Annotated in this window: 20 protein-coding genes, 2 tRNA genes and 2 pseudogenes; 18 read left to right on the top strand and 6 right to left on the bottom strand. The window is 70.5% G+C overall.

The genetic code is table 11. The annotated features are described in order from the left end of the window. The 6 genes and pseudogenes from glp to DVA86_RS23535 all read left to right on the top strand — a co-directional run bounded on the left by glp (position 1) and on the right by DVA86_RS23535 (position 4854). Entirely contained in the window at positions 1-1305 is a 1305-nt protein-coding gene (glp, locus tag DVA86_RS23560; protein ID WP_208881209.1) for a molybdotransferase-like divisome protein Glp, read from the top strand. Positions 1306-1435: 130 nt separating this feature from the next. Further along, positions 1436-1915: pseudogene (moaC, locus tag DVA86_RS23555) on the top strand (cyclic pyranopterin monophosphate synthase MoaC); the annotation flags it as partial. 119 nt (positions 1916-2034) lie between these two features. Next, entirely contained in the window at positions 2035-2562 is a 528-nt protein-coding gene (locus DVA86_RS23550) for a MogA/MoaB family molybdenum cofactor biosynthesis protein (RefSeq protein ID WP_208881205.1), read from the top strand. Continuing rightward, complete coding sequence (locus DVA86_RS23545; RefSeq protein WP_208885069.1) at positions 2559-3182, top strand: GNAT family N-acetyltransferase; 624 nt, start codon at positions 2559-2561, stop codon at positions 3180-3182. Before DVA86_RS23550 ends, DVA86_RS23545 begins: the two co-directional genes overlap by 4 nt. Positions 3183-3347: 165 nt before the next feature. Beyond that, positions 3348-4664: a gephyrin-like molybdotransferase receptor GlpR gene (locus DVA86_RS23540; RefSeq protein ID WP_208881203.1), complete on the top strand. Its 1317-nt coding sequence runs from the start codon at positions 3348-3350 to the stop codon at positions 4662-4664. A gap of 117 nt (positions 4665-4781) precedes the next feature. Further along, positions 4782-4854, top strand: a tRNA-Ala gene (locus DVA86_RS23535). Positions 4855-5051: 197 nt separating this feature from the next. On the opposite strand, the gene DVA86_RS23530 is transcribed toward DVA86_RS23535, so the two are convergent. The 3 genes from DVA86_RS23530 to DVA86_RS23520 form a co-directional block, all read right to left on the bottom strand. After that, positions 5052-5918, bottom strand: coding sequence for a YwqG family protein (locus tag DVA86_RS23530; protein WP_208881201.1), 867 nt, complete (start codon positions 5916-5918; stop codon positions 5052-5054). A gap of 119 nt (positions 5919-6037) precedes the next feature. Further along, the gene (locus tag DVA86_RS23525) at positions 6038-7030 is read right to left on the bottom strand and encodes a fibronectin type III domain-containing protein (protein WP_208881199.1); all 993 of its coding nucleotides are present in this window, start codon (positions 7028-7030) and stop codon (positions 6038-6040) included. Positions 7031-7245: 215 nt separating this feature from the next. Then, entirely contained in the window at positions 7246-7833 is a 588-nt protein-coding gene (locus DVA86_RS23520) for a TetR/AcrR family transcriptional regulator (protein ID WP_208881197.1), read from the bottom strand. Positions 7834-7903: 70 nt separating this feature from the next. Here DVA86_RS23520 and DVA86_RS23515 point away from each other — a divergent pair, with 70 nt between their 5' ends. Continuing rightward, a complete protein-coding gene (locus tag DVA86_RS23515) occupies positions 7904-8797 on the top strand; it encodes an NADP-dependent oxidoreductase (protein WP_208881195.1) in 894 nt (297 codons plus the stop codon). A gap of 115 nt (positions 8798-8912) precedes the next feature. On the opposite strand, the gene DVA86_RS35465 is transcribed toward DVA86_RS23515, so the two are convergent. After that, the gene (locus DVA86_RS35465) at positions 8913-9335 is read right to left on the bottom strand and encodes a beta/alpha barrel domain-containing protein (RefSeq protein WP_245997034.1); all 423 of its coding nucleotides are present in this window, start codon (positions 9333-9335) and stop codon (positions 8913-8915) included. Between the two features lie 10 nt (positions 9336-9345). Continuing rightward, positions 9346-9564: pseudogene (locus DVA86_RS35460) on the bottom strand (hypothetical protein); the annotation flags it as partial. On the opposite strand from DVA86_RS35460, the gene DVA86_RS23505 reads away from it, so the two are divergent. The 8 genes from DVA86_RS23505 to DVA86_RS23470 all read left to right on the top strand — a co-directional run bounded on the left by DVA86_RS23505 (position 9539) and on the right by DVA86_RS23470 (position 19128). Continuing rightward, the gene (locus DVA86_RS23505) at positions 9539-11815 is read left to right on the top strand and encodes an FdhF/YdeP family oxidoreductase (RefSeq protein WP_208885066.1); all 2277 of its coding nucleotides are present in this window, start codon (positions 9539-9541) and stop codon (positions 11813-11815) included. The pseudogene DVA86_RS35460 and the gene DVA86_RS23505 sit on opposite strands and share 26 nt — an antisense overlap. A gap of 179 nt (positions 11816-11994) precedes the next feature. After that, positions 11995-12465 (top strand): PaaI family thioesterase, encoded by a 471-nt coding sequence (locus DVA86_RS23500; protein ID WP_208881193.1) that lies wholly within the window; start codon positions 11995-11997, stop codon positions 12463-12465. Between the two features lie 69 nt (positions 12466-12534). Next, positions 12535-13128, top strand: a complete 594-nt coding sequence (locus DVA86_RS23495) for a hypothetical protein (protein ID WP_208881191.1) — start codon at positions 12535-12537, stop codon at positions 13126-13128. A 290-nt stretch (positions 13129-13418) separates the two neighbouring features. Continuing rightward, positions 13419-14660: a branched-chain amino acid ABC transporter substrate-binding protein gene (locus tag DVA86_RS23490; RefSeq protein ID WP_208881189.1), complete on the top strand. Its 1242-nt coding sequence runs from the start codon at positions 13419-13421 to the stop codon at positions 14658-14660. 103 nt (positions 14661-14763) lie between these two features. Beyond that, complete coding sequence (locus tag DVA86_RS23485) at positions 14764-15693, top strand: branched-chain amino acid ABC transporter permease (protein WP_208881188.1); 930 nt, start codon at positions 14764-14766, stop codon at positions 15691-15693. A gap of 5 nt (positions 15694-15698) precedes the next feature. Next, positions 15699-17498, top strand: coding sequence for a branched-chain amino acid ABC transporter permease (locus DVA86_RS23480; RefSeq protein ID WP_208881186.1), 1800 nt, complete (start codon positions 15699-15701; stop codon positions 17496-17498). A gap of 5 nt (positions 17499-17503) precedes the next feature. After that, the gene (locus tag DVA86_RS23475) at positions 17504-18415 is read left to right on the top strand and encodes an ABC transporter ATP-binding protein (protein ID WP_208881184.1); all 912 of its coding nucleotides are present in this window, start codon (positions 17504-17506) and stop codon (positions 18413-18415) included. Next, the gene (locus tag DVA86_RS23470) at positions 18412-19128 is read left to right on the top strand and encodes an ABC transporter ATP-binding protein (protein WP_208881182.1); all 717 of its coding nucleotides are present in this window, start codon (positions 18412-18414) and stop codon (positions 19126-19128) included. The genes DVA86_RS23475 and DVA86_RS23470 overlap by 4 nt, the downstream gene beginning before the upstream one ends. A 110-nt stretch (positions 19129-19238) precedes the next feature. Here the strand turns inward: DVA86_RS23470 and DVA86_RS23465 are convergent, their stop codons facing one another. Further along, positions 19239-19835, bottom strand: coding sequence for an ANTAR domain-containing response regulator (locus DVA86_RS23465; RefSeq protein ID WP_425470996.1), 597 nt, complete (start codon positions 19833-19835; stop codon positions 19239-19241). Positions 19836-20012: 177 nt separating this feature from the next. On the opposite strand from DVA86_RS23465, the gene DVA86_RS23460 reads away from it, so the two are divergent. From DVA86_RS23460 to pepN, 3 genes are all read left to right on the top strand, one after another. Continuing rightward, a tRNA-Leu gene (locus DVA86_RS23460) sits at positions 20013-20087 on the top strand. A gap of 46 nt (positions 20088-20133) precedes the next feature. After that, a complete protein-coding gene (locus tag DVA86_RS23455; RefSeq protein ID WP_208881181.1) occupies positions 20134-20901 on the top strand; it encodes an LAGLIDADG family homing endonuclease in 768 nt (255 codons plus the stop codon). Positions 20902-21005: 104 nt separating this feature from the next. Next, entirely contained in the window at positions 21006-23543 is a 2538-nt protein-coding gene (gene pepN / locus DVA86_RS23450) for an aminopeptidase N (RefSeq protein ID WP_208881179.1), read from the top strand. The last annotated feature ends 119 nt before the right edge of the window (positions 23544-23662 follow it).

Below are 23662 nucleotides of genomic sequence, written 5' to 3'. Positions count from 1 at the left end.
TTGAGCGAGACCTGGTCGGTCGACGAGCACCTGGAGGACATCCTCCGCGGCGTCCGTCCGCTGGAGCCGATCGAGCTTCAACTGCTGGACGCACAGGGCTGTGTGCTCGTCGACGAGATCACGGTGCCCGCCTCGCTCCCGCCCTTCGACAACAGTTCCATGGACGGCTACGCCGTGCGTACGGCCGATGTCGAGGGCTCCACACGGGAGTTCCCCGCGGTGCTCACCGTCCTCGGTGACGTCGCGGCGGGCAGCGCCGACCTGCCGGCCGTCGGTCCCGGGCAGGCAGCCCGGATCATGACTGGCGCTCCGCTGCCGCCCGGAGCCGAAGCCGTCGTCCCCGTCGAGTGGACTGACGGAGGCACCGGCGGCGGCCCCGCCGACGCGATGACCGCGCGGACGGCTGACCCCGGCGGCGCCACCGGAGAGGTCCGCGTCCACCGTCCGGTCACACAGGGGCAGTACGTACGGGAGCGCGGCAGCGACGTCCGTGCGGGCACCGTCGCCCTCCCTGCGGGCACGGTCCTCGGCCCGCCGCAGCTCGGCCTGCTGGCGGCGATCGGCCTCGGCAAGGTCACCGTACGGCCGCACCCGAGGGTGGTCGTCGTCTCCACGGGCAGCGAACTCGTGCAGCCGGGCGAGCCGTTGGAGCACGGCCAGATCCACGACTCCAACAGCTTCGTGCTGACCGCCGCCGCGCGCGCGGCGGGCGCCATCGCGTACCGCGTCGGCGCCGTCGCCGACGATCCCGACACGCTCCGCGCGACCATCGAGGACCAGCTGATCCGCGCCGACATCGTCGTCACGAGCGGCGGCGTGAGCGTCGGCGCGTACGACGTGGTGAAGGAGGCGCTCAGCGGCGTCGACGGCGCGGACGGCAGCGTCGAGTTCCGCCGGCTGGCGATGCAGCCCGGGAAGCCGCAGGGCTTCGGTCTCGTCGGCACGGAACGCACTCCGCTGCTCGCCCTTCCCGGCAACCCGGTCAGCTCGTACGTCTCCTTCGAGCTGTTCGTCCGCCCGGCGATCCGCGCGCTGATGGGCCGCGAACCCGTACGCCGTCCGACGGTGCCCGCCGTGCTCACGGGCGACACCGTGCTGCACTCGCCCGCCGGCAAGCGGCAGTTCCTGCGCGGCGCGTACGATCCGCCGCCGCCCGGCGAGAAGGCGGGTACGGTCCGCGCGGTCGGCGGCGCGGGCTCCCACCTCATCGCCTCGCTCGCGCAGGCGGACGCGCTGATCGTGATCCCGGAGGACCGGGAGGAAGCGGCACCGGGGGAGGAGCTCGAGGTGATCCGCCTCGACTGACCGCGCGTCGGTGGGCGGTCCGGTGGCCGCTCTGCGGCGCGGGCGGCCCGGTGCGTGCCCGCGGCCGCGCTCCCGCGCGCGGCGCGCGAACGGTACCGTGTCTCCGCACAGAGACCGGACCGGGAGAACGATGAGCAGCGCCGAGCAGCACCACCTCACCCATGTTGACGAGGCGGGCGCGGCCCGCATGGTCGACGTCTCGGCCAAGAACGTCACCGCGCGCACCGCGCGCGCGGCGGGCCGCGTGCTCGTCTCCCCCCGCGTGGTCGAGCTCCTGCGCGGCGAGGGGATGCCGAAGGGCGACGCCCTGGCCAGCGCCCGTATCGCCGGCATCATGGGCGCGAAGAAGACCCCCGAACTGATCCCCCTGTGCCACCCGCTGGCGCTGTCCGGTGTGCAGTTGGACGTGTCCGTCGCCGACGACGCGGTGGAACTCGCCGCCACCGTGCGCACCACGGACCGTACGGGCGTCGAAATGGAGGCCCTGACGGCGGTCACCGTCGCCGCGCTGACCGTGATCGACATGGTCAAGGCCGTCGACAAGGCGGCGGTCATCACCGACGTACGGGTGGTGGAGAAGACCGGCGGCGCTTCCGGCGACTGGGTCCGCCCGGAGCAGCCTGAGCACACGGAGCACGCTGCGCACCGGGAGCAGCCTGAACATACGGAGCCGCCTGTGCATACGGAGCAGCCTCAGCGAACCGACAGCCCTCCGCGGAGGGAGACGCGGTGAGCGCCGCACAGGAACCCGGCCGCGCATCCGCCCCGTACCGCGCGCTGGCCGTCACCGCGTCGAACCGCGCCGCCGCAGGCGTCTACGCGGACACCGGCGGCCCTCTGATCACCGAGGCGCTGACCGCGCTCGGCTTCGCCGTCGACGGCCCGCGCGTGGTGCCCGACGGCGAACCCGTGGAGGCCGCCCTGCGGGAGGCGTCGGCGGCGGGCTACGACGTGGTGCTGACGACGGGCGGCACGGGCATCTCGCCCACGGACCGTACGCCGGAGATGACCCGCCGCGTCCTCGACTACGAGATCCCCGGCATCCCGGAGGCCATCCGCGCCGAAGGACTCGCCAAGGTCCCCACGGCGGCCCTCTCCCGTGGCACGGCGGGGGTCTCCGGACGCACACTGATCGTGAACCTGCCCGGTTCCTCCGGCGGAGTACGGGACGGACTGGCCGTCCTCGGCCGGCTGCTGGTACACGCCGTCGACCAGGTACGCGGCGGCGACCACCCGAGAGGGGACGACACCAACTGAACGCGCCATGGCCGGTTGTGCTGACGGACGGCGCCACTGCCCTCCGTCCCATAAGGCTGCGCGACCAGCGCGCCTGGCGCGAGGTGAACCAGCGCAACCGGGACTGGCTGCGCCCCTGGGAGGCGACCATCCCGCCCGCGCTGCCCGGCCAGTACCCGCCGCGCCGCCCCACGTACCGGCAGATGGTGCGGCACCTCCGCTCGGAGGCGCAGGCGGGCCGGATGCTGCCGTTCGTCGTCGAGTACGAGGGGCGGCTCGTCGGACAGCTGACTGTCGCGGGCATCACGTGGGGCTCGATGTGCTCGGGCCATGTCGGCTACTGGATCGACCGCGCCGCCGCCGGCCGCGGCGTGATGCCGACGGCGGTGGCGCTCGCCACGGACCACTGCTTCCGTACGGTGGGGCTGCACCGTATCGAGGTGTGCATCCGACCGGAAAACGCCCCGAGCCGGCGGGTGGTGGAGAAACTCGGATTCCGCGAAGAAGGGGTGCGGCCGCGTTATCTGCACATCGACGGCGCCTGGCGCGACCATCTGGTCTTCGCGCTGACGGCGGAGGAGGTTCCCGAAGGGCTGCTGACACGGTGGCACCGGGCGAGCCCGCCGGCACAACAGAAATAAAATGCATGTTCGATATTGCGCACCGAACTTCCCCCGGCCGCACAACAATTGGGCACAAATAGCGACGCCGGTCTTCACGGGTCGAAGAAAAGACCGTGTTATCAGCAAGATCGTGCGACACACCGTGCTATTCAGTCGATGCGCTGACGCAATCCCCTCTACCGTATGAGGGTGAGCAGCAGTGGCCTCATCTACGCAGTCATCGTCGGGGCCTGGGCCGCCTACCTGGTGCCGATGTGGCTCCGTCGGCAGGACGAGCTGAACGAGGCGCGTCCGACGGAACGCTTCAGCACCGCCATCCGGCTGCTGTCCGGAAAGGCGGCGATGGAGCGCCGTTACGCGAAGGACGCCGAGCGGCGCGAAGCGCAGGACCCCGAGTCCGGCGCCCTGGACGTCTCCGGGCCGGACGGCGTTTCCGACGATGACGATGTGGACCGGAGCGCCCCGGACTCGGCGGCCGAAGACGCGGTCGACGTCCGGGCTTTCGCCGATCCCAAAACGATGGTCCGGGCCCCCGTTCCGGCGGACGACGACCAGGACTCTGTTACCCGCGAAGGTGAGACCGCACAGGGCGCCGACCGCGGAAACGGCAACCGTACGGACGCCGATCGTACGGACGCGGAACGCGCGAGCGCCGAGCGGAAGAACGCGGAACGCAAGAACGCCGAACGGAACAAGCGCGCCAAAGTCCTGGCACGCCGCCGGCGCACCACGATGGTGCTCTTCCTCGCTTTCACATTCGGCGCGATCGTCGCCGCCGTCGGCGGGCTCGCCTTCCTCTGGGCCCCGGCCGCCCCGGCGGCACTGCTGAGCGCGTACATCGTGCACCTGCGTACACAGGAGCGCCGCCGCTTCACGTTCACCATGGACCGGCGCCGCGCGGAGGAGGCCGCCCAGCAGCTGCGCGCACGGCGCAGCCGTACGGGCCGCCCCGGCGCTGCGTCGCACGCCCCCGAACCGGAGCCGGAACTGGACGCGGAGCCCGCCCCGGCGCAGGTGCCTCCGGCACGGCGCGACGGGGCACCGGCCGCGTCCGCGGCAGGCCACTCCGCCGTGCACTCCGCTGCGCAGGCGCCGGCCGGGGCGCCGGAAGCGGCGCCGTCGGCCGACCGGCGTGCGCTCGTCGAGCAGACGGACCACGCGGAATGGGTCGACCAGGAGCGCGCCTGGGGACGGGAGCAGCCGGAGGGTGAGGGCTGGGACCCGGTGCCGGTTCCGCTCCCCACGTACGTCAGCGCCCCGGTCGCCCCCCGTACGGCACGCGGAGTGGACCTGGACGCGCCTGACACCTGGAGCTCGGCCCGCTCCAGCACGGCGGGCACGTCCACGGGCGGCACGGGCACGGGCGCGGACTCGCAGGCCCAGGGCCCGGCGCAGGCCCCGGCACAGCGCCCACAGGCCGGCACGGGCCGGGACCGCGGCCGCACCCCGCTCTTCGACCAGTATGCCGACGAGGACCGCCCCCGCGCCGTCAACGAGTGACGGCCGGGGCCGCGCCGCCACCCACGGCCCACGGCCATCCCGGATCCCGGCCGTGACCAGCGCGGTAACTGATTTCCGCGGGGCCCGACGGGGATGCTAAGGTTTCCACCGTCGCAAGGGCCTGTGGCGCAGCTGGTAGCGCACCTCGTTCGCAACGAGGGGGTCAGGGGTTCGAATCCCCTCAGGTCCACCCCAGCGCAGAGCCCCCGCCGGAGATCACCGGCGGGGGCTCTTTCGTGCCGCCGTACGGCAGCGGTTGGAGTTCCTAGGTCCGGCGGGGTGCCGTAGCGCGTGGTGAGCGCGCAGTCGGAGACAGTCCACCGGTCGCCCGCCGTGCGGCTGTTCAACCCGCGCCTGGCGCTCGAGGAGCGGGCCACGCGGTACCGGTCAGCAGCACTGCCAGGTGAACATCGCGCGGTCGAAGCGGCGCTCTGCCAGGTCTTGCGGGCGGATGAGCCAGTACAGGGCACCGGTGTCGCCCCACATCATGCCCGCGTCGTCGTCGCTGTCGAACTGGGCCAGCAGCACCCAGTTGGCGATCTCCGCGTCGAGGGCCGGGTCGTCCCAGGACATTGCTCCGTCCATGACGGCTTCCGCGACTTCGATCTCCACCGGATTCTGGACCGACCCGGCATGGCCGCCGATCTGGTGGCCCACGTCGCCGTCGAACTCCCACAGGGCGTCGAGGAAGTCCTGCGAGCACACCGGATGGTCGTACCGATTGCCCAGCGGGGCTCCGGGGGCGAAGGCGTCACGGATCCGGGGATGCCAGGGCTCAGCTGCGGTCAAGCACGGCCGGGCGGTCAGCGGGACCTCCGAGTACACCTCAAGGCCAGGGGGCGCAGCACGCTCCGTACGGGTCTCCGCGGCCGGTGTGTAAAGAACGCGCGCTCCTGCCTGGCTCTCGCGATCGTCGGGCAGGACGAGAGCCTCGCCGCCGTCCAGCTGGCCGTCGAAGTGGAAGAAGGACAGAGTGCCGTCGGCTGGAAGATCGATGTCCACGGCGCCGGCGGGCAACGCGGCGCAGTCCAGCGAGGCAACGAACGCAAGGGGCCCGTGGCCTTCCCACGAAGGCCACTCCACGTGTGCCGGCAACCGCGGCAGACCACCGAGCTTGCCCACGACGGAGTCCGGTCCCTCAGCTGCTGCCAGACGGAGAGCCGGGCGGAGCAGACCGACCCACCGCTCCGCGACATCGGGGGGCAAGTGCTCGTCGGCCAGGGCACGCAGGGCCTCGGGGGATCCGTGTGTCATGCGTTCGATCATGCACCGGCCCACTGACAGCCGGTCCGTCAGCCCCGCAGCCGGGGAGAGAGCCGCCGGTGAACACCCGGCTGACGGCCGTGCGTTGGCCGGGCGCCGCAGGGGAGGCCCTACGAGGGGTCGCCGGCCGTGGTCACCTTGATCTCTTCGGTGAAGCGGCCCCAGTTCCCGTCGGGGAGCTTCGCGCGCACCTTCACGGCGTACGTGGTGCCCGCTTTCTTTCCCACAGGGAGGCTGATCGTGCCGGTGTCCTTCGGTGCCGCTTCGCCGAGAGTGAGCTTCGAGCCGAACTTCCCGTTCACGTACACCTCGTACTCGGTGATGTCGCCGCCCTCTTTCGGCGCGTTCCAGGTCAGGTCGAGGTGGTGGCGGCCGTTCTCGGTGCGCGCCGTCGCCTGAAGGTCCGCCGGCACCTCGGACCGGGTGGCGCCTTCGGGCTCCGCCTTGGTGGTCACGGTGACTGCCGGGCTGGCAGGGGACGCGTTGTCGGCGGCGTCCCGGGCCTTGACCGTGAAGGTGTAGCGGGTGCCGGGGCGGAGTGTGGTGACGGACGCGGTGGTCTTGGCACCGTCCACACTGTGGATCTTGGTTCCGGCCTGGTGGATGTCGTAGGAGGTGACTTCGTTGTCGTCCTTCGACCGCTTCCAGGTCAGCGTGGCGGAACGGGGGCCGTCCGCCCGGCCGTCGAGTCCGTTGGGCCGCGAAGGTGCCTGGCTGTCGTCGGCGGCTGCGGAGGGGGTGGTGACGCGGGGGGCCGCGCCGGGCTTCGAGAGGTTGCCGGCGGCGTCCCGCGCCCGTACGGAGAAGGTGTAGGAGGCCGACGCCTTGAGCCCGGTGACGTCGACCATGTGGCGTTCGGCCGGCACGTTCTTGACCTTGACGCCGTCGCGGTGCACCTCGTAGCGCCGCACGTCTCCGGCGTCGGCGGACCGGTCCCACATGACGTGCACCGACGTGGAGCTGCTGGTGTGGACGGTCACGCCGGTCGGCGCGGGAGGCGCCTCCGTGTCACCGTCATCGGAGCCGCAGGCGGTCAGGGGCAGGGTGAGGGCCAGGAGGCAGGCGGTGGTGCTCAGCGCGGTGAGCGGGGGAGTGGGCCTCACTGAGCCGCCTCTCATCGTGCGGGCAAAGGTCTAGACTTATATCGCACAGTTGTCGCGTACATTCAAGGCTTCCCGCGCAGCTGGGCGCAGCGGAAAACCCCTCCCTTCGGCGCGACTTGGAGCCTCCGTGTGCTTGCGGCGAGGTCAGAGGGCTCGACTGGGGAGGAGTGCGGCGAAGGGGCGTCGGCGCGGCCGGGGACGCCGAAGCTCCGCTCTCACGTACGTCCGGAGGGCTGGGCGGCCTCCCAGGCGGCCTCGATCATCCGGAAGATCTCGTCCAACGCGGCCTCCGGATCGGCCGCTTCACGCGCCACCGAGTACGCGTCGATGGCGAACCGCGCGATCGTCCGGCAGGCCGTTGTGGTCTGCGGCAGGCCGGGATCGGCGGCGAGGGCGGCCGCCAGTGACTCCGCGTGGCGCAGTCGCATCGACTCCTCGTACTCCCGCAGGGCGGACGATGCCTCGATCATGCGCCAGACCGGAGCGGCGCCCTCTGCCGTGCAGTGCCGTACGAGCGCCTGGATCTCGCGGCGCAGCGCGGGGATGAGCGGCTCGTGCGTCGCCCGCCCGGTGACCGCCTGTGTGAGGCGCTGCTCGAAGTCTTCGTCCTGCTCGAACACCAGGGCCTCTTTCGAGGCGAAGTGAGAGAAGAGCGTGGTGACGGCGACGTCGGCCTCGGCGGCCACGTCGCGGATGCCCACCGCGTCGTACCCGCGTTCCAGGAAGAGCCGCAGGGCGGTGTCGGCGATCTTCTGGCGGGTCGCGGCCTTCTTGCGCTCGCGGCGTCCGGGCGTCACGGTCATGGCGTAACACTATCAAATACGAAACTGCATCCGTTTCTAAAAGCTAACCGTTAGTGTTACGGTCGCCTGCATGAAGAGAGTGAGCTTTGCCGAGTTCGGCGGTCCGGACGTGCTGCGACTCGTGGACGCGGAGGAGCCCCACGCGGGCCCCGGCCAGATACGCATCGCCGTACGGGCGGCAGGTGTGAACCCCGTCGACTGGAGGATCCGCGAAGGGCAGTTCCGGGAGGCCCACCCGATCGAGCTGCCGGCCGGAGTCGGACTGGACGCCGCCGGGGTGGTGGACGAGGTCGGCGAGGGCGTCGAAGGGGTGGACGCCGGCGACCACGTGTTCGGTGAAGGGGCGGATACCTACGCCGAGTTCGCCGTGCTGTCGGCCTGGGCCCGCATGCCCGGAGGGCTGTCGTTCGAGGAGGCCGCCGGGTACCCCTCCGTGGTGGAGACCGCGCTGCGCGTCCTCCGCGAGGTCGGTGTGCGGCCCGGGCAGACGCTGCTGGTCAGCGGTGCGTCCGGGGGCGTGGGTTCGGCGGTGCTGCAGATCGCCCGCGACCGGGGCATCACCGTGATCGGTACGGCCGGGGCCGCGAACCAGGACTACCTGCGCGGCCTGGGTGCCCTCGCCACGACGTACGGCGAGGGCTGGGTCGAACGGGTGCGGCGGCTCGGCCGTGTCGACGCCGCCCTCGACCTGGCCGGTTCGGGCGTGATCCGCGAACTCGTCGAGCTCACCGGGGACCCCGGGAAGGTGGTCTCCATCGCCGATCTCGCCGCGCCGGAGCTCGGTGTCAGGTTCTCCGGCGTGGCCGGGAGCGTTCCGGAAGCGCTCGCGGAGGCCGCCGGCCTCATCTCGAGGGGGAAGCTCCACATCCCGGTCGAGAAGTCGTACACGCTCGCGGAGGCCGCGGCGGCGCACATCGACAGCCAGGCCGGTCACACGCGCGGGCGCCGGGTGGTGTTCGTCTGAGCCCGTACGGCTCCGGCCGCGTGGGCCAGGCGGTGTGCCGAAGGGGCACCGCGCCGCCACAGGGCAGGCGCTGAGGCGGCTCTCACCCCCCGTGGGTGAGAGCCGCCTCAGGCGTTCACGGGTGCCGTTCGGCCAGGTCTGCCGTGGGGTAGTCGACATAGCCGCCGGCGCCGCCCGTGTAGTACGTGTTCGGGTCGCCCGGTGCCAGTTCACGGCCGAGGGCGAGGCGGGTGACGAGGTCGGGGTTGGCGATGTAGTGGCGGGCGAAGGAGACGGCGTCGGCGGTGCCGGTTTCGGTGAGCGCGCCGGCGGTGGCGGGGTCGAAGCCGTGGTTGGCGATGAGGGGGCCGCGGAAGAGGCGGCGGTAGCGGGCGAAGGCGGCGGGGTCGGGGGCGGGGCTCGGCCGGACAGCTTCCCCGGGCGGTACGGCTTGGACTCGCTGCCGGAGTCCAGCCCGTAGTCGAGCACGCGGTGGTCGGTGCCGTGGCCGCCGGGCTGCTCGTAGGCCGAGTACGCGGTGTGCGAGGAGTCGGTCCACCCCTCGAAGATCACCACGTGGCGGGTGGTGTTGGAGCCGTCGGCGTCGATGAGCAGGTCACCGGCCCTGAGGTCGCCGAGCGAGATGGGGGTGGCGCGCAGTCCACCGTGTCGTACGAACCCGCGTCCACCGTGCGCCAGTTGCGCCCGCCGTCGAGGGTCACGTCGGTGCCCGTCGGGCCGACGGCCAGTGCGGCGTTACGGGTGTGGGGCAGCCAGGCGCCGCCCGAGCAGGATCCCGTACAGGACGCTCCCGAGGTCGGCGGGCCGCAGCAGTCCGCGGCCGGGCTGCCCGCCGTGGGGCATTCGCTGCGTGCGGCGCGGCAGCAGATGGGGGTGCGGCGTACGGCCCTCACGCTGCTCCGGGTCAATCAGAAGGACGGCTTCGACTGTCCCGGCTGCGCGTGGCCCGAGCCGGAGCACCGGCACACGGCGGAGTTCTGCGAGAACGGCGCGAAGGCCGTCGCCGAGGAGGCGACGCTGCGCCGCGTGACGCCCGCGTTCTTCGAGGCGCACCCGGTGGCGGAGCTCGCCGAGCGTTCCGGTTACTGGCTGGGGCAGCAGGGCAGGCTGACCCGCCCGATGTATCTGGCGGAGGGCGCCAGCCACTACGAGCCGGTGTCCTGGGAGCGCGCGTTCGACATCGTCGGCGCGGAGCTGACCTCGCTGGACTCCCCCGACGAGGCCGTCTTCTACACCTCGGGCCGCACCAGCAACGAGGCAGCGTTCCTCTACCAGCTGTTCGCCCGCGAGTTCGGCACGAACAACCTGCCGGACTGCTCCAACATGTGCCACGAGTCCTCCGGTTCGGCGCTCACGGAGACCCTCGGCGTCGGCAAGGGCAGCGTCCTGCTGGAGGACATCCACCAGTCGGACCTGATCATCGTCGCCGGGCAGAACCCGGGCACCAACCACCCGCGCATGCTCAGCGCCCTGGAGAAGGCGAAGGCGAACGGCGCGCGGATCATCACCGTCAACCCGCTGCCCGAGGCGGGGATGGAGCGGTTCCGCAACCCGCAGACCGCGCGCGGTCTGGCGGGCGGCGGCACCCTGCTGACCGATCTGTTCCTGCAGGTCCGGATCGGCGGCGACCAGGCCCTGTTCCGCGCGCTGAGCCGGCTGGTGCTGGAGGAGGGCGGCACGGACGACGCGTTCATCCGGGAGCACACGTACGGCTTCGAGGAGTACGCCGCCGCCGCGCGCGCCGCCGACTGGGAGGAGACGCTGCGGGCGACCGGCCTGGAGCGTACGGAGATCGAACAGGCGCTCCGTATGGTGCTCGATTCCGAACGCACCGTGGTGTGCTGGGCGATGGGCCTGACGCAGCACAAGCACTCCGTGCCGACCATCCGGGAGATCGTCAGCTTTCTGCTGCTGCGCGGCAGCATCGGCCGCCCCGGCGCGGGGGTGTGCCCGGTGCGCGGCCACAGCAATGTGCAGGGCGACCGCACGATGGGCATCTTCGAACGGCCCGCGCCCGAATTCCTGGACGCGCTGGAGAAGGAGTTCGGGTTCGCGCCGCCGCGCGAGCACGGGCTGGACGTCGTACGGTCCATCCGCGCGCTGCGGGACGGGCAGGCGAAGGTGTTCTTCGCGATGGGCGGCAACTTCGTGTCGGCCTCGCCCGACACGGCCGTCACCGAGGACGCCATGCGGCGGGCGCGGCTCACCGTGCACGTCTCCACGAAGCTGAACCGCTCGCACTGCGTCACCGGCGCCCGCGCGCTGATCCTGCCGACGCTGGGCCGCACCGAACGTGACCGGCAGGGCGGCGGCGACCAGTTCGTGACCGTGGAGGACTCCATGGGCATGGTGCACGCCTCGCGGGGCCGGCTGGACCCCGCCGACCCGGCGCTGCTGTCCGAGCCGGCGATCGTGTGCCGGCTCGCGCGCCGGGTGCTGGGCGCGGGCTCGCGTACGCCCTGGGAGCGGTTCGAGGAGGACTACGCCCTGATCCGGGACCGGATCGCCCGTGTCGTGCCCGGGTTCGAGGACTTCAACGCGAAGGTCGCGCGCCCAGGGGGGTTCACTCTGCCGCACGCCCCGCGGGACAGCCGGAGCTTCCCGACCGCCACGGGGAAGGCCAACTTCACGGCGGCGCCGCTGGAGTACCCGCGGCTGCCCGAGGGCCGCCTGCTGCTGCAGACGCTCCGCTCGCACGACCAGTACAACACCACCATCTACGGCCTCGACGACCGCTACCGCGGCATCCGGAACGGGCGCCGCGTCGTCCTCGTGAACCCGGAGGACGCCGCCGCGCTCGGCTTCGCCGACGGCAGCTACGCCGACCTGACCAGCGAGTGGCGGGACGGCACCGAGCGCACCGCGGAGGGCTTCCGCGTCGTGCACTACCCCACCGCGCGCGGCTGCGCGGCGGCGTACTACCCGGAGACCAACGTGCTGGTGCCGCTCGACGCCACCGCCGACACCAGCAACACCCCGGCCAGCAAGTCCCTGGTGGTCCGGCTGACTCCGGCCTGAGCGGGTACGGGCGGTCCGAACGGCCCGAACGGTACGCGCAGTCTGAGCGGTACGCACGGCCCGGCCCCGTACGGCGACCCGCAGGCCGGGGGCCCGGTCGCCCTCTGATAGGACTGTCGCAAACGGTGCCAGGACAACAGGACAACGGTCCGGCCGAGGGTGATCGGAGCAGGCAGGGCATGGGCGAGCACGGCACGACGAAGTTCCCGCCGGAGATCCTCGACGAGTGGAACGGCCTGGGCGTCGACCTGGTCGCGCTGTTCTCCGCGGGGCACCTCGGCGAACGCATGGGCGTGCGGGTCCTCGAGGCCGCTCCGGAACGCGTCGTCGGCACGCTGCCCGTCGAAGGCAACACCCAGCCGTACGGGCTGCTGCACGGCGGCGCGTCCGCCGTGCTCGCCGAGACCCTCGGCTCGGTCGGCGCCATGCTGCACGGCGGCCCGCGGAAGGTGGCGGTCGGCGTGGACCTCAACTGCACGCACCACAGGGCCGTACGGTCCGGAATGGTCACCGGCGTCGCCTCGCCGGTGCACCGGGGCCGGACGACCGGCACGTACGAGGTCGTGATCACGGAGGAGTCCGGCAAGCGCGTGTGCACCGCGCGCCTCACCTGCATGCTGCGCGACGCGGAACCGCCCGCCGCGGACTGACCGTACGCCGAGCCCGTACGCCGTCCGCGCCCTGGCACCCGGCCCCGGCACCCGCTAGCTTTCCCCTGCATGGGGGACACGCCGGGCCGCGAGCACGAGCCCGAGGTGCTGGCCGCCCACGACGCCCCCGGCCTGACCGAGCGCTGGGCACTGCTCCCCCGGCGGCTGCGGCACGCCGTCGCCGCCGGCACGGTGGTGGTGGCGGCCGTCGCGGCCGGCTCCGTCTACGCGGTCAGCCAGCGCCCCGACCCGGAACCGGCGCCACCGGTTCCCTACCCCGCGCAGATCACCTCGATCACTCTCCGGAAGATCACCTCGGACGCGGCCGACGACCGCGCGTTCACGATCTCGCTGCGCGCCACGACGACCAGCGCCTCACCCGTCACGGTGGAACGCGTCGGCCACGGCTATCACAGCATTGACCTGCGGCTCGACCCGCCGCCCCCGATCGTCGTGACGAGCGCCAAGCCGCGGCAGCTGACCGTACGGGCCCGCGTCACCTCGTGTACGGGACTGCCGCTCGACGCGAGCATGCCCTACCTCGATGTCACGCTCCGTAACTCGCGTGCCGAACAGAAGCTGAGCGTGATCCTCGGCGAACGCTACGCCCGTGGACTGAGCCGTCAACTCCGTACGCTATGCGGACTCACCCCGGCACAGTGAGTCGCCCACTGCTAAGCAGAACTGCGGTTTCGCTGTCCGATACACGGTCGTTTCCCGAGGGAAACAAGCAAGATCCGCTAAACATTGCCCGGCATTGGCCGGGTCATAACAAGAAAGTCACATCCTCGTCTGGACCACTGCCGCACCGCCGCCTTGAGCCATAGAGTCACGGCCAGTCACCGCGCCGCCGGGCGCGAACTGCAAGCTCAGGTCAGTACCACCCCAGTACGGCCCGGCGGGCTTTTCGGCCCACTTACGGTAGTGCGCCGCGCCAGGGGAAAGGACTGATCGTGCGTCAGCGATCCTTGCTCATCATCACCACCGGGGTCACCGTGGGGGCACTCGCGTTGTCCGCCTGCGGATCCCGCGACGACGACAACGGAGGCGGCAGCGGCGGCGACAACAAAGTCGTCACCATCGGGCTCGACGCCCCGCTGACCGGAGACCTGTCCGCACTTGGCCAGGGCATCAAGAACTCCGCCGAACTCGCGGTCAAGACCGCGAACAAGAACAAGGAAGTCGACGGGATCACCTTCAAGCTCGTCGCCAAGGACGATGCCGCCCAGGCGTCCACGGGCCAGCAGAACGCCACCGAATTCACCGGCGACGACACCATGATCGGTGCCGTCGGCCCGCTGAACTCCGATGTCGGCCAGTCCATGCAGAAGGTCTTCGGCAACGCCGACATGGTCCAGGTCTCGCCCGCCAACACGAACCCCGCTCTCACGCAGGGGAACGAATGGCAGTCGGGCAAGAAGGAACGCCCGTTCAAGACGTACTTCCGCACCTCCACCACCGACGCCGTACAGGGCCCGTTCGCCGCCCAGTACATGTTCAACAAGAAGAAGCTCAAGAACGTCTACGTCATCGACGACAAGAAGACGTACGGCGCCGGCCTCGCGGGCACCTTCGCCGACGAGTTCAAGAAGCTCGGCGGCAACGTCGTGGGCACCGACCACGTCAACCCCGAGGACAAGGACTTCGGCTCCGTCGCCACCAAGGTCGCCGCCTCCAAGGCCGACTTCGTGTACTACGGCGGCGAGTACCCGGCCGCCGCCCCGCTCGCCGCCCAGATCAAGCGCGCGGGCGCCAAGATCCCGACGGTCGGCGGCGACGCCCTCTTCAGCGCCGAGTACATCAAGATCGCCAAGAAGAACGCGGAAGGCGACATCGCCAGCTCCGTAGGCGCCCCGCTGGAGACGCTGGACACCGCCAAGGCGTTCATCAAGAACTACAAGGAAGCCGGCTACGACCAGGCCTACGAGGCCTACGGCGGCTACTCGTACGACAGCACCTGGGCGATCATCGAGGCCGTCAAGGCCGTCGCCGAGAAGAACGACGGCAAGCTGCCCGACGACATGGACGACGCCCGCGGGCAGGTCGTCGAAGCCATGCAGAAGGTCTCGTTCGACGGCGTCACCGGGCAGGTCGGCTTCGACAAGTACGGCGACACCACGAACAAGCAGCTCTCCCTCTACGAGGTGAAGAACGGCAAGCACGTACCGATCGAGAGCGGCACGTTCGAAGGCTGATCCCCGGGCACACACGCCCAACCAGCATCGCCAGGGCTGCGCGGGGGCGCACACCAGCGCCCCCGCGCAGCCATATCTGACACCCATCCCCGGAGGCCCCGCGGTGAACGATCTGCCGCAGCAACTCGCCAACGGCCTGCTACTCGGCGGGCTGTACGGACTCATCGCAGTCGGCTACACGATGGTCTACGGCATCGTCCAGCTCATCAACTTCGCACACGGCGAGATCTTCATGATCGGAGGCTTCGGCGCGCTGACCGCGTGGCTGTGGCTGCCCGAGAGCACCAATCTCCTCGTCGCCCTGCCCCTCATGCTCATCTTCGCCGTCGTCTGCTCCGTGCTCGTCGGCATCGGAGCCGAACGCTTCGCCTACCGCCCCCTGCGCGGCGGCCCGAGGCTCGCGCCCCTCATCACCGCGATCGGCCTGTCCATCGCGCTGCAGCAGGCCATCTGGGCCTTCTACCCCGACGGCACCAAGTCCCGGTCGTTCCCGCAGTTCCACGGCGAGTCCCTGGACTTCGGCGCCTTCACGATCGGCCGCGGCGACCTCTTCCTGTTCATCGCCGCACCCCTGAGCATGATCGCCCTCGGCTTCTTCGTGGCCAAGACCCGCACCGGCCGCGCCATGCAGGCCACCTCGCAGGACCCCGACACCGCCAAGCTCATGGGCATCAACACGGACCGGATCATCGTCACCGCGTTCGCCATCGGGTCCGCGTTCGCCGCCGTCGCCGCCATCGCACACGGCCTCAAGTACGGCGAAGTCAACTTCAAGATGGGCTTCATCGCCGGCCTCAAGGCGTTCACCGCCGCCGTCCTCGGCGGCATCGGCAACATCTACGGCGCCATGATCGGCGGCGTCGTCCTCGGCCTCGCCGAGGCCATGGCCACCGCCTACATCCAGGACATCCCCGGCATGTCCCAGCTCGGCGGCGGCAGCTGGAAGGACGTCTGGGCCTTCGTCCTGCTCATTCTCGTACTGCTGCTACGGCCACAAGGCCTGCTCGGCGAACGCGTCGCGGATCGGGCGTGATACCCATGACCACCACCACACCCGCCGCCAAGGCAGACCGCGAACCCGCCGGCCCCGTACCGGGCCTGCTCAAGCTGCCCGCCAACGCCGCCCGCTGGGCCACCCTCGGCGGCGCCGCCGGCACCCTGCTCAGCACCTTCCTCGCCTGGACCTGGACCGAGGAGTTCCCGGGCAACCTCACCGTCGACTTCTACCCCGGCGGCCTCCAGGTCCTCGTCCTCATCGGCGCCGCCCTCACCCTGATCTTCGCCCTGTCCACCATGGGCATCCGCGGCCTCGGCTGGCTCACCCCGGGCGGCAAGAACTCACCCGTACTGTTCCTCGCCGCGGGCACGTTCGCCACCACCTGGTACACCGTCATCGCCATCACCGAGAAGCTCGGCGGCCTCGTCAACCTCGAGCCCGGCGCCTGGGTCGCCGCCGTCAGCTCCGCCGTCCTCCTCACCGGCGTGCTCGGCCTCCCCGCCGACACCCCCGGCGACGCCGTACGGCCGCCCACCTCGGCACACCAGCGACTGCTCCACAGCTTCAAGGCACCCACACCGGGCCGCGGCCGCGAACTGCCCTCCTGGGCCGAGATCCTGATCATCGCCGCCGCCGTCGGCGTCGGCCTGCAGGTCTTCGCGTACGGCATCGGCACCCCGTACGGCGAACTCTTCGTCGGCTACCTCGTCATCGCCGGATTCGGCCTCGCCGCCATCTCCCGCGCCGGACTCAACCGCCGGCTGTCCTCGCTCGCCGCCAGGCACCGCAACGTCACCGTCGCGGCCGCCTTCATCGCCGCGTTCATCTTCCCGCTCACCCAGAGCAGCGAGGCCTACGCCACCCTCGGCGCGTACATCCTGATCTTCGCCACCGTCGCCCTCGGCCTGAACGTCGTCGTCGGCCTCGCCGGCCTCCTCGACCTCGGCTACGTCGCCTTCCTCGGCGTCGGCGCGTACGCCGCCGCCCTGGTCTCCGGCTCGCCGTACTCCACCATCGGCGTCCAGTTCCCCTTCTGGGCCGCCGTCCTCACCGGCATCGGCGCCTCCCTCGTGTTCGGCGTCGTCATCGGCGCCCCCACCCTGCGGCTGCGCGGCGACTACCTCGCCATCGTCACCCTCGGCTTCGGCGAGATCTTCCGCATCGCCATGCAGAACATGGACGGCACCTCAGGACCCGACGTCACCAACGGGCCCAACGGCATCCCGAACATCCCCGACCTGGAAATCCTCGGGTTCAACCTCGGTGAAGAACACACCATCCTCGGCTTCGAGCTCGGCCGGTTCTCCAACTACTACCTGCTGATGCTCATCTTCACCGGCATCGTCGTCCTCGTCTTCCGCCGCTCCGACCAGTCCCGCATCGGCCGCGCCTGGGTCGCCATCCGCGAAGACGAGACCGCAGCACGCGCCATGGGCATCAACGCCTTCCGGCTCAAGCTCATGGCGTTCGCACTCGGCGCCACCCTCGCCGGCATGGCCGGCACCGTCCAGGCGCACGTCACCTTCACCGTCACACCCACCCAGTACAAATTCGTCGAAGTCGTGCCACCCAACTCCGCGTTCCTCCTCGCCGCCGTCATCCTCGGCGGCATGGGCACCGTCAGCGGACCCCTGATCGGCGCGGCACTCCTCTACCTCATCCCGGAGAAGCTCGAGTTCATGGCCGACTACCAGCTGCTGCTGTTCGGCATCGCACTCGTCCTGCTCATGCGGTTCCGGCCCGAGGGCCTCGTCGCCGACCGCCGCAAGCAGCTCGAGTTCCACGACACCGGCCAACTCGACGTACCCAAGAAGGCCGACCTCAGCAAGGCGGGGGTGTGAACCGCATGACCACCACCACCAAGACCCCCGCAGCACCCGGACCCGCCCCAGCCGCCGGCGGCACCGTACTCGACGCCACCGGCGTCACCATGCGCTTCGGCGGCCTCACCGCCGTACGGAGCGTCGACCTCACCGTCGACAGCGGCGAGATCGTCGGACTCATCGGCCCCAACGGAGCCGGCAAGACCACCTTCTTCAACTGCCTCACCGGCCTCTACGTGCCCACCGAAGGCACCGTGAAATACCGCGGCAAGGTCCTGCCGCACCGCTCCCACCTCGTCACCATGGCCGGAGTCGCCCGCACCTTCCAGAACATCCGGCTCTTCGCCAACATGACAGTGCTGGAAAACGTCCTCGTCGGACGCCACACCCGCACCAAGGAAGGCCTCTGGTCGGCACTCCTGCGCGGCCCCGGCTTCCGCAAGGCCGAACAGGACTCCGAGAACAAGGCGATGGAACTCCTCGAGTTCACCGGCCTCGCCGCCAAACGCGACCACATCGCCCGCAACCTCGCGTACGGCGAGCAGCGCAAACTCGAGATCGCCCGCGCCCTCGCCTCCGAACCCGGACTGCTCCTCCTGGACGAGCCCACCGCGGGCATGAACCCGCAGGAGACCATGGCCACCCAGGAACTCGTCCGGTCCATCCGGCAGCAGGGCATCGCCGTCCTCGTCATCGAGCACGACATGCGGTTCATCTTCAACCTCTGCGACCGGGTCGCCGTCCTCGTACAGGGCGAGAAACTCGTCGAGGGCACCCCCGAACGCGTACAGAGCGACGAACGCGTCGTCGCCGCGTACCTCGGCACCCCCTTCGAAGGCGAACCGGGCGAAAGCGAGGCCGCGGAGGTACGGGCGGCGGAGACCGGCAAGCAAGAAGCGGCGGAGGCCGGCCAGGAAGAAGGTGAAGACCAGTGACCGCGCTTCTCGAGGTCGAAGACCTGCGGGTGGCCTACGGCAAGATCGAAGCCGTCAAGGGCATCACCTTCAGCGTCGAAGCAGGCCAGGTCGTCACCCTCATCGGCACCAACGGCGCCGGCAAGACCACCACCCTGCGCACCCTCTCCGGACTGCTCAAACCGCTCTCCGGAAAGATCATGTTCGACGGCGAACCGCTCGACGGCGTCGGCGCACACAAGATCGTCGCCAAGGGCCTCGCCCACTCCCCCGAGGGCCGCAGGCTCTTCCCGCGCCTCACCGTCACCGAGAACCTCCAGCTCGGCGCCTTCCTGCGACGCGACACCGAGGCCGTGGAGAAGGACATCCAGCGCGCCTACGAGCTGTTCCCCATCCTCGGCGAACGCCGCAAACAGGCCGCGGGCACCCTCTCCGGCGGCGAACAGCAGATGCTCGCCATGGGCCGCGCCCTCATGTCACGGCCCAAACTGCTCATGCTCGACGAGCCCTCCATGGGCCTCTCCCCGATCATGATGCAGAAGATCATGGAGACCATCAGCGAACTCAAGGCCGAAGGCACCACCATCCTGCTCGTCGAGCAGAACGCCCAGGCCGCGCTCTCCCTGGCCGACCACGGCCACGTCATGGAGGTCGGCGAGATCGTCCTCTCCGGCACGGGACAGGACCTCATGCACGACGAGTCCGTACGCAAGGCGTACCTCGGCGAGGACTGAGCGCACCGCGCGCACCCGCACGTACAGGGAGGGCCGCCCCGGCGATCGGGGCGGCCCTCCCTGCGCGTGCGCGGCCGTACGTCCCGTACGTCCCGTACGGCCGCGCGCCGCTACGACTGCTGCTTCTTCTCCTCCGCGTCCTGGATCACGGCCTCCGCGACCTGCCGCATCGACAGCCGCCGGTCCATCGACGTCTTCTGGATCCACCGGAACGCCGCCGGCTCCGTCAGCCCGTACTGCGTCTGCAGCACACTCTTCGCCCGGTCCACCAGCTTCCGCGTCTCCAGCCGCTCCGCCAGATCCGCGACCTCCTGTGTCAGCACCCGCAGCTCCGTGAAGCGCGACACCGCCATCTCGATGGCGGGCACGATGTCGCTCTTGCTGAACGGCTTCACCAGATACGCCATCGCCCCCGCGTCCCGCGCGCGCTCCACCAACTCGCGCTGCGAGAACGCGGTGAGCATCAGCACCGGCGCGATGCTCTCCTCCGCGATCTTCTCCGCCGCGGAGATGCCGTCGAGAACCGGCATCTTCACATCCAGAATGCACAGATCGGGCCGGTGCTCCCGGGCCAGCTCGACCGCGGCCTGCCCGTCCCCGGCCTCGCCGACGACGGTGTAGCCCTCCTCCTCCAGCATCTCCTTGAGATCCATCCGGATCAGGGCTTCGTCCTCCGCGATGACGACCCTCGTCGTCTGCGGCGGCACGTGCGCGCTCTCCTCCTCGGCAACGGGCTCGGTGTCGCTCTGGCCCGGCTCGTGGGTGGGCTCGGGGATGTCCGCGGTGCTCACTGGGCTCCTCGTTTCCGCACAGGTGGGAGTCCCGAGCCTACCCAGATCCTGTAAGCTGTTGCCGCAGTGGGTGGCTGTACCTTCGATCCGCTGGCCCCGGTAGCCCAATTGGCAGCAGGCAATGGATTCAAAACCCATACAGTGTCGGTTCGAGTCCGACCCGGGGCACTTTCCTTTGATTCCTTGATATCGCCGCGGCATCGGGGGACGGAAGATGTACGACCTCCCCACCCGCGAGCGCGCTCTCGCCCTCGTTCGTCAGGGCCGCAGCCTCAACTCCGTGAGCAGAGAGACCGGGGTTTCCCGCGCGGCAATCCGCTCCTGGCAGCAGGAAATCCGTCCCGCCCGGCCCGCTGCGGCGTGCCCCCGCTGTGCTCCCGAGCCGCGCCTTCCCGATGAACCGGCGGCGTACTGCTATCTGCTGGGCCTCTACCTCGGCGACGGCTGCATCAGCCGGCTCGGGCGCACATACTCGCTCCGTATCGCGTGCGCCGACGCCTGGCCCGGCCTCATTGAAGAGTGCGAGCAGGCGTTACGGGCGGTACGGAGCGGGAATCGTACGGGCCGCGTGCGGCAGCAAGGCTGCGTATCGGTATGGGCGTACAGCAATCACTGGCCGTGCCTCTTCCCCCAGCACGGCCCCGGCAGGAAACACGAACGCCGCATTCGGCTCGAGCCGTGGCAGCAGGAGGCGGTGGACGCGTATCCGTGGGAGTTCATCCGGGGTCTTGTGCACTCCGACGGGTGTCGCGTCGCCAATTGGACGACGCGGGTCGTCGCCGGGGAGCGGAAGCGGTACGAGTACCCCCGCTACTTCCTCACCAACAAGTCCGAGGACATTCTCCGTATCTACTCCGAAACCCTTGCCAAAGTGGGCGTGGAGTCGCGGATCACGCGCCGGGGCGGAGCTCCGTACAACGTGTCCGTGGCCCGTCGCCCCTCCGTCGTGCTCATGGACGCACACGTCGGGGCCAAGCACTGACCGGCGCGGGTGGGGCACGGGCGGGGGCGGAGTGCCCCAAGTGCCGCCCCCCGAGCGCGTAAAGGCACCTGCGGCGCGTTGCCGGGGTGCGGGAGCATGGGGGCATGTCCGTATTGACGCGCGATGAAGCGCAGATCCGTGCCCGGGTTCTCAGTGTCGACCACTACTCGATCGATCTCGATCTGACGCGTGGCGAGGAGGTGTTCGGTTCCACGACCGTTGTCCGGTTCACCGTGCTCGAGGAGGGTGCGGACACGTTCGCGGAGGTGCGGCCCGTCGTGCTGCGCGAGGCGGTGCTGGACGGGCGGGAGTTGGAGGTGCCGGCGGGGGTGCCGGGCGGGCGGCTGCCGCTGCGGGGGCTCGCGGCGGGTGAGCACGAGCTGCGCGTGGTGGCGGACATGCCGTATTCGCGCGTGGGCGAGGGGATGCACCGGTTCACGGATCCGGCGGACGGGCGGACGTATCTGTACACGCAGTGCTGTATGGACGACGCGCCGCTGGTGTTCGCGTGCTTCGACCAGCCGGATCTCAAGGCGGTGTTCGAGGTGTCGGTGACGGCGCCGCCGGAGTGGACGGTGCTGGGGAACGGTACGGCGGCGCGGTCGGACGCGGGGCGCTGGGAGTGTGCGGCGACGCCGCCGATCAGTACGTATCTGATGGCGGTGGCGGCCGGGCCGTACCACTCGGTGCGTACGGAGCACGCGGGGCTGCCGTTCGGGCTGCATGTGCGGCAGTCGCTGGCGGAGTATCTCGACGCGGACGCGGAGGAGTTGCTGTATGTGACGCGGCGCTGTTTCGACCGGTATCACGAGATTTTCGACGAGCCGTATCCGTTCGACTCGTACGATCAGGCTTTTGTGCCGGAGTTCAATTCGGGGGCGATGGAGAATCCGGGGCTGGTGACGTTCCGGGACGAGTTCGTCTACCGTTCGGCGGTCACGGACACGGAGCGGCAGACGCGCGGCATGGTGATCGCGCACGAGATGGCGCATATGTGGTTCGGGGATCTGGTGACGCTGCGCTGGTGGGACGACATCTGGCTGAACGAGTCGTTCGCGGAGTACATGGGTTATCAGACGCTGGCGGAGTCGACGCGTTTCTCGGGGACGTGGACGGAGTTCGCGATCGCGCGGAAGGGGTGGGGTTATGACGCGGATCAGCGTGATTCGACGCATGCGGTGGCGCCCGCTCCGGACGGGGTGCCGGACACGGCGGCGGCGCGGCTGAACTTCGACGGGATCTCGTATGCGAAGGGGGCCAGTGCGCTGCGGCAGTTGGTGGCGTGGCTGGGTGAGAAGACGTTTCTGGCGGGGATCAACGATCATTTCGCACGGCATCGTTTCGGGAATGCGACGCTGGCGGATTTCATCGATTCGCTGGGGCGTGCGTCGGTGGACCGTGATGTGCACGCGTGGGCGGAGCGGTGGCTGCGTACGACCGGGGTGGACACGCTGACGCCGGTGGTGGACGAGGGTGAGGGGCAGTGGTCGCTGGGGGTGCGGCACGTGGGTGGCCGGCCGCACCGGCTGGGGGTCGGGCTGTACGACCAGGCTGCGGCGGACCGGCGGCGGCTGGTGCTGCGGGAGCGGCTGGAGAAGGACGTGCCGGGGGGTGGCGGCGCGGAGGGGGACAGGGGCGATGTGGATTCGCTGCATGTGGCGGACGGACCGCGGCCTGATCTGGTGCTGCTGAACGACGGTGATCTGACGTACGCGAAGGTCCGGTTGGACTCGGTGTCGTGGGACACGGTGCGGGAGTCGCTGTCGGGTCTGCCGGACGCGTTGTCGCGTTCGGTGGTGTGGAACGCGGCGCGTGACATGGTGCGGGACTCCGAGCTGCCGCCGGGTGAGTATCTGGAGGCGGTGCGGAGGCATCTGCCGTATGAGACGGATGACGCGGTGGTGCAGGGGGTGCTGGCGTTCGCGCGTACGCAGGTCGCGGACCGTTTTCTGACGGGTGGGGCGCGTACGGCGGCGCTGGAGCTGCTGACGGAGACGTGCCGGCAGGTGCTGGCGGGGACTGCGGACGGGTCGGCGCCGGGTGTCCGGCTGACGGCGGTGCGGGTGTTCGTGGACAGTGCGACGTCGGCGGAGGAGTTGCTGGGCTGGCGTGCGGCGGGTTCGGTTCCGGGTGGTCCGGAGCTGGATCCGGAGCTGCTGTGGCGGCTGTTGCACCGGCTGGCGGTGCTGGGCGCGGTGGGCGAGGCGGAGATCGCGGACGCGCTGGCGGCGGATCCGAGTGCCACGGGGCAGGAGGGGGCGGCGCGTTGCCGTGCGGCGCTGCCGGACGCGGCGGGGAAGGCCGCGGCGTGGGAGGCGCTCTTCGGGGAGGCGGACGCGCTGTCGAACTACCTGTTCACGGCAACGGCGCGGGGCTTCTGGCATCCGGAGCAGGCGGAGTTGCTGGAGGGTTACGCGGAGCGGTACTTCGACGCGGCGGTGGGGGTTGCCGCCCGCCGTGGCCAGTCGATCGGTGAGGCGGCGGGGCGGTGGGCGTTCCCGGCGCCGGTGGCGGGCGAGGAGGTGCTGCGGCGCGGCGAGGAGTGTGTGGCGTCGGAGGGTCCGACGCCCGCGCTGCGGCGTCAGCTGGCGGACCAGCTGGATGATCTGCGGCGGGCGTTGGCGGTACGTGCGCGGGTGTGAGTGTGGGCGTTGTCGGATCCGGGGGTGCTGCGGTACGGGCCGTCTATAGCAGAGGCGGGCCCGTACTCCGCACGTTTGTCCCACGTTTGGGCGAATGAACGCCCGTATCGGCTGCTGTC

This window comes from Streptomyces armeniacus (genome assembly GCF_003355155.1).
In the GTDB taxonomy this organism is placed as follows: domain Bacteria; phylum Actinomycetota; class Actinomycetes; order Streptomycetales; family Streptomycetaceae; genus Streptomyces; species Streptomyces armeniacus.
Note: the sequence above shows the minus strand (reverse complement) of the source record. Positions and strands in the feature narration are given on the sequence as shown.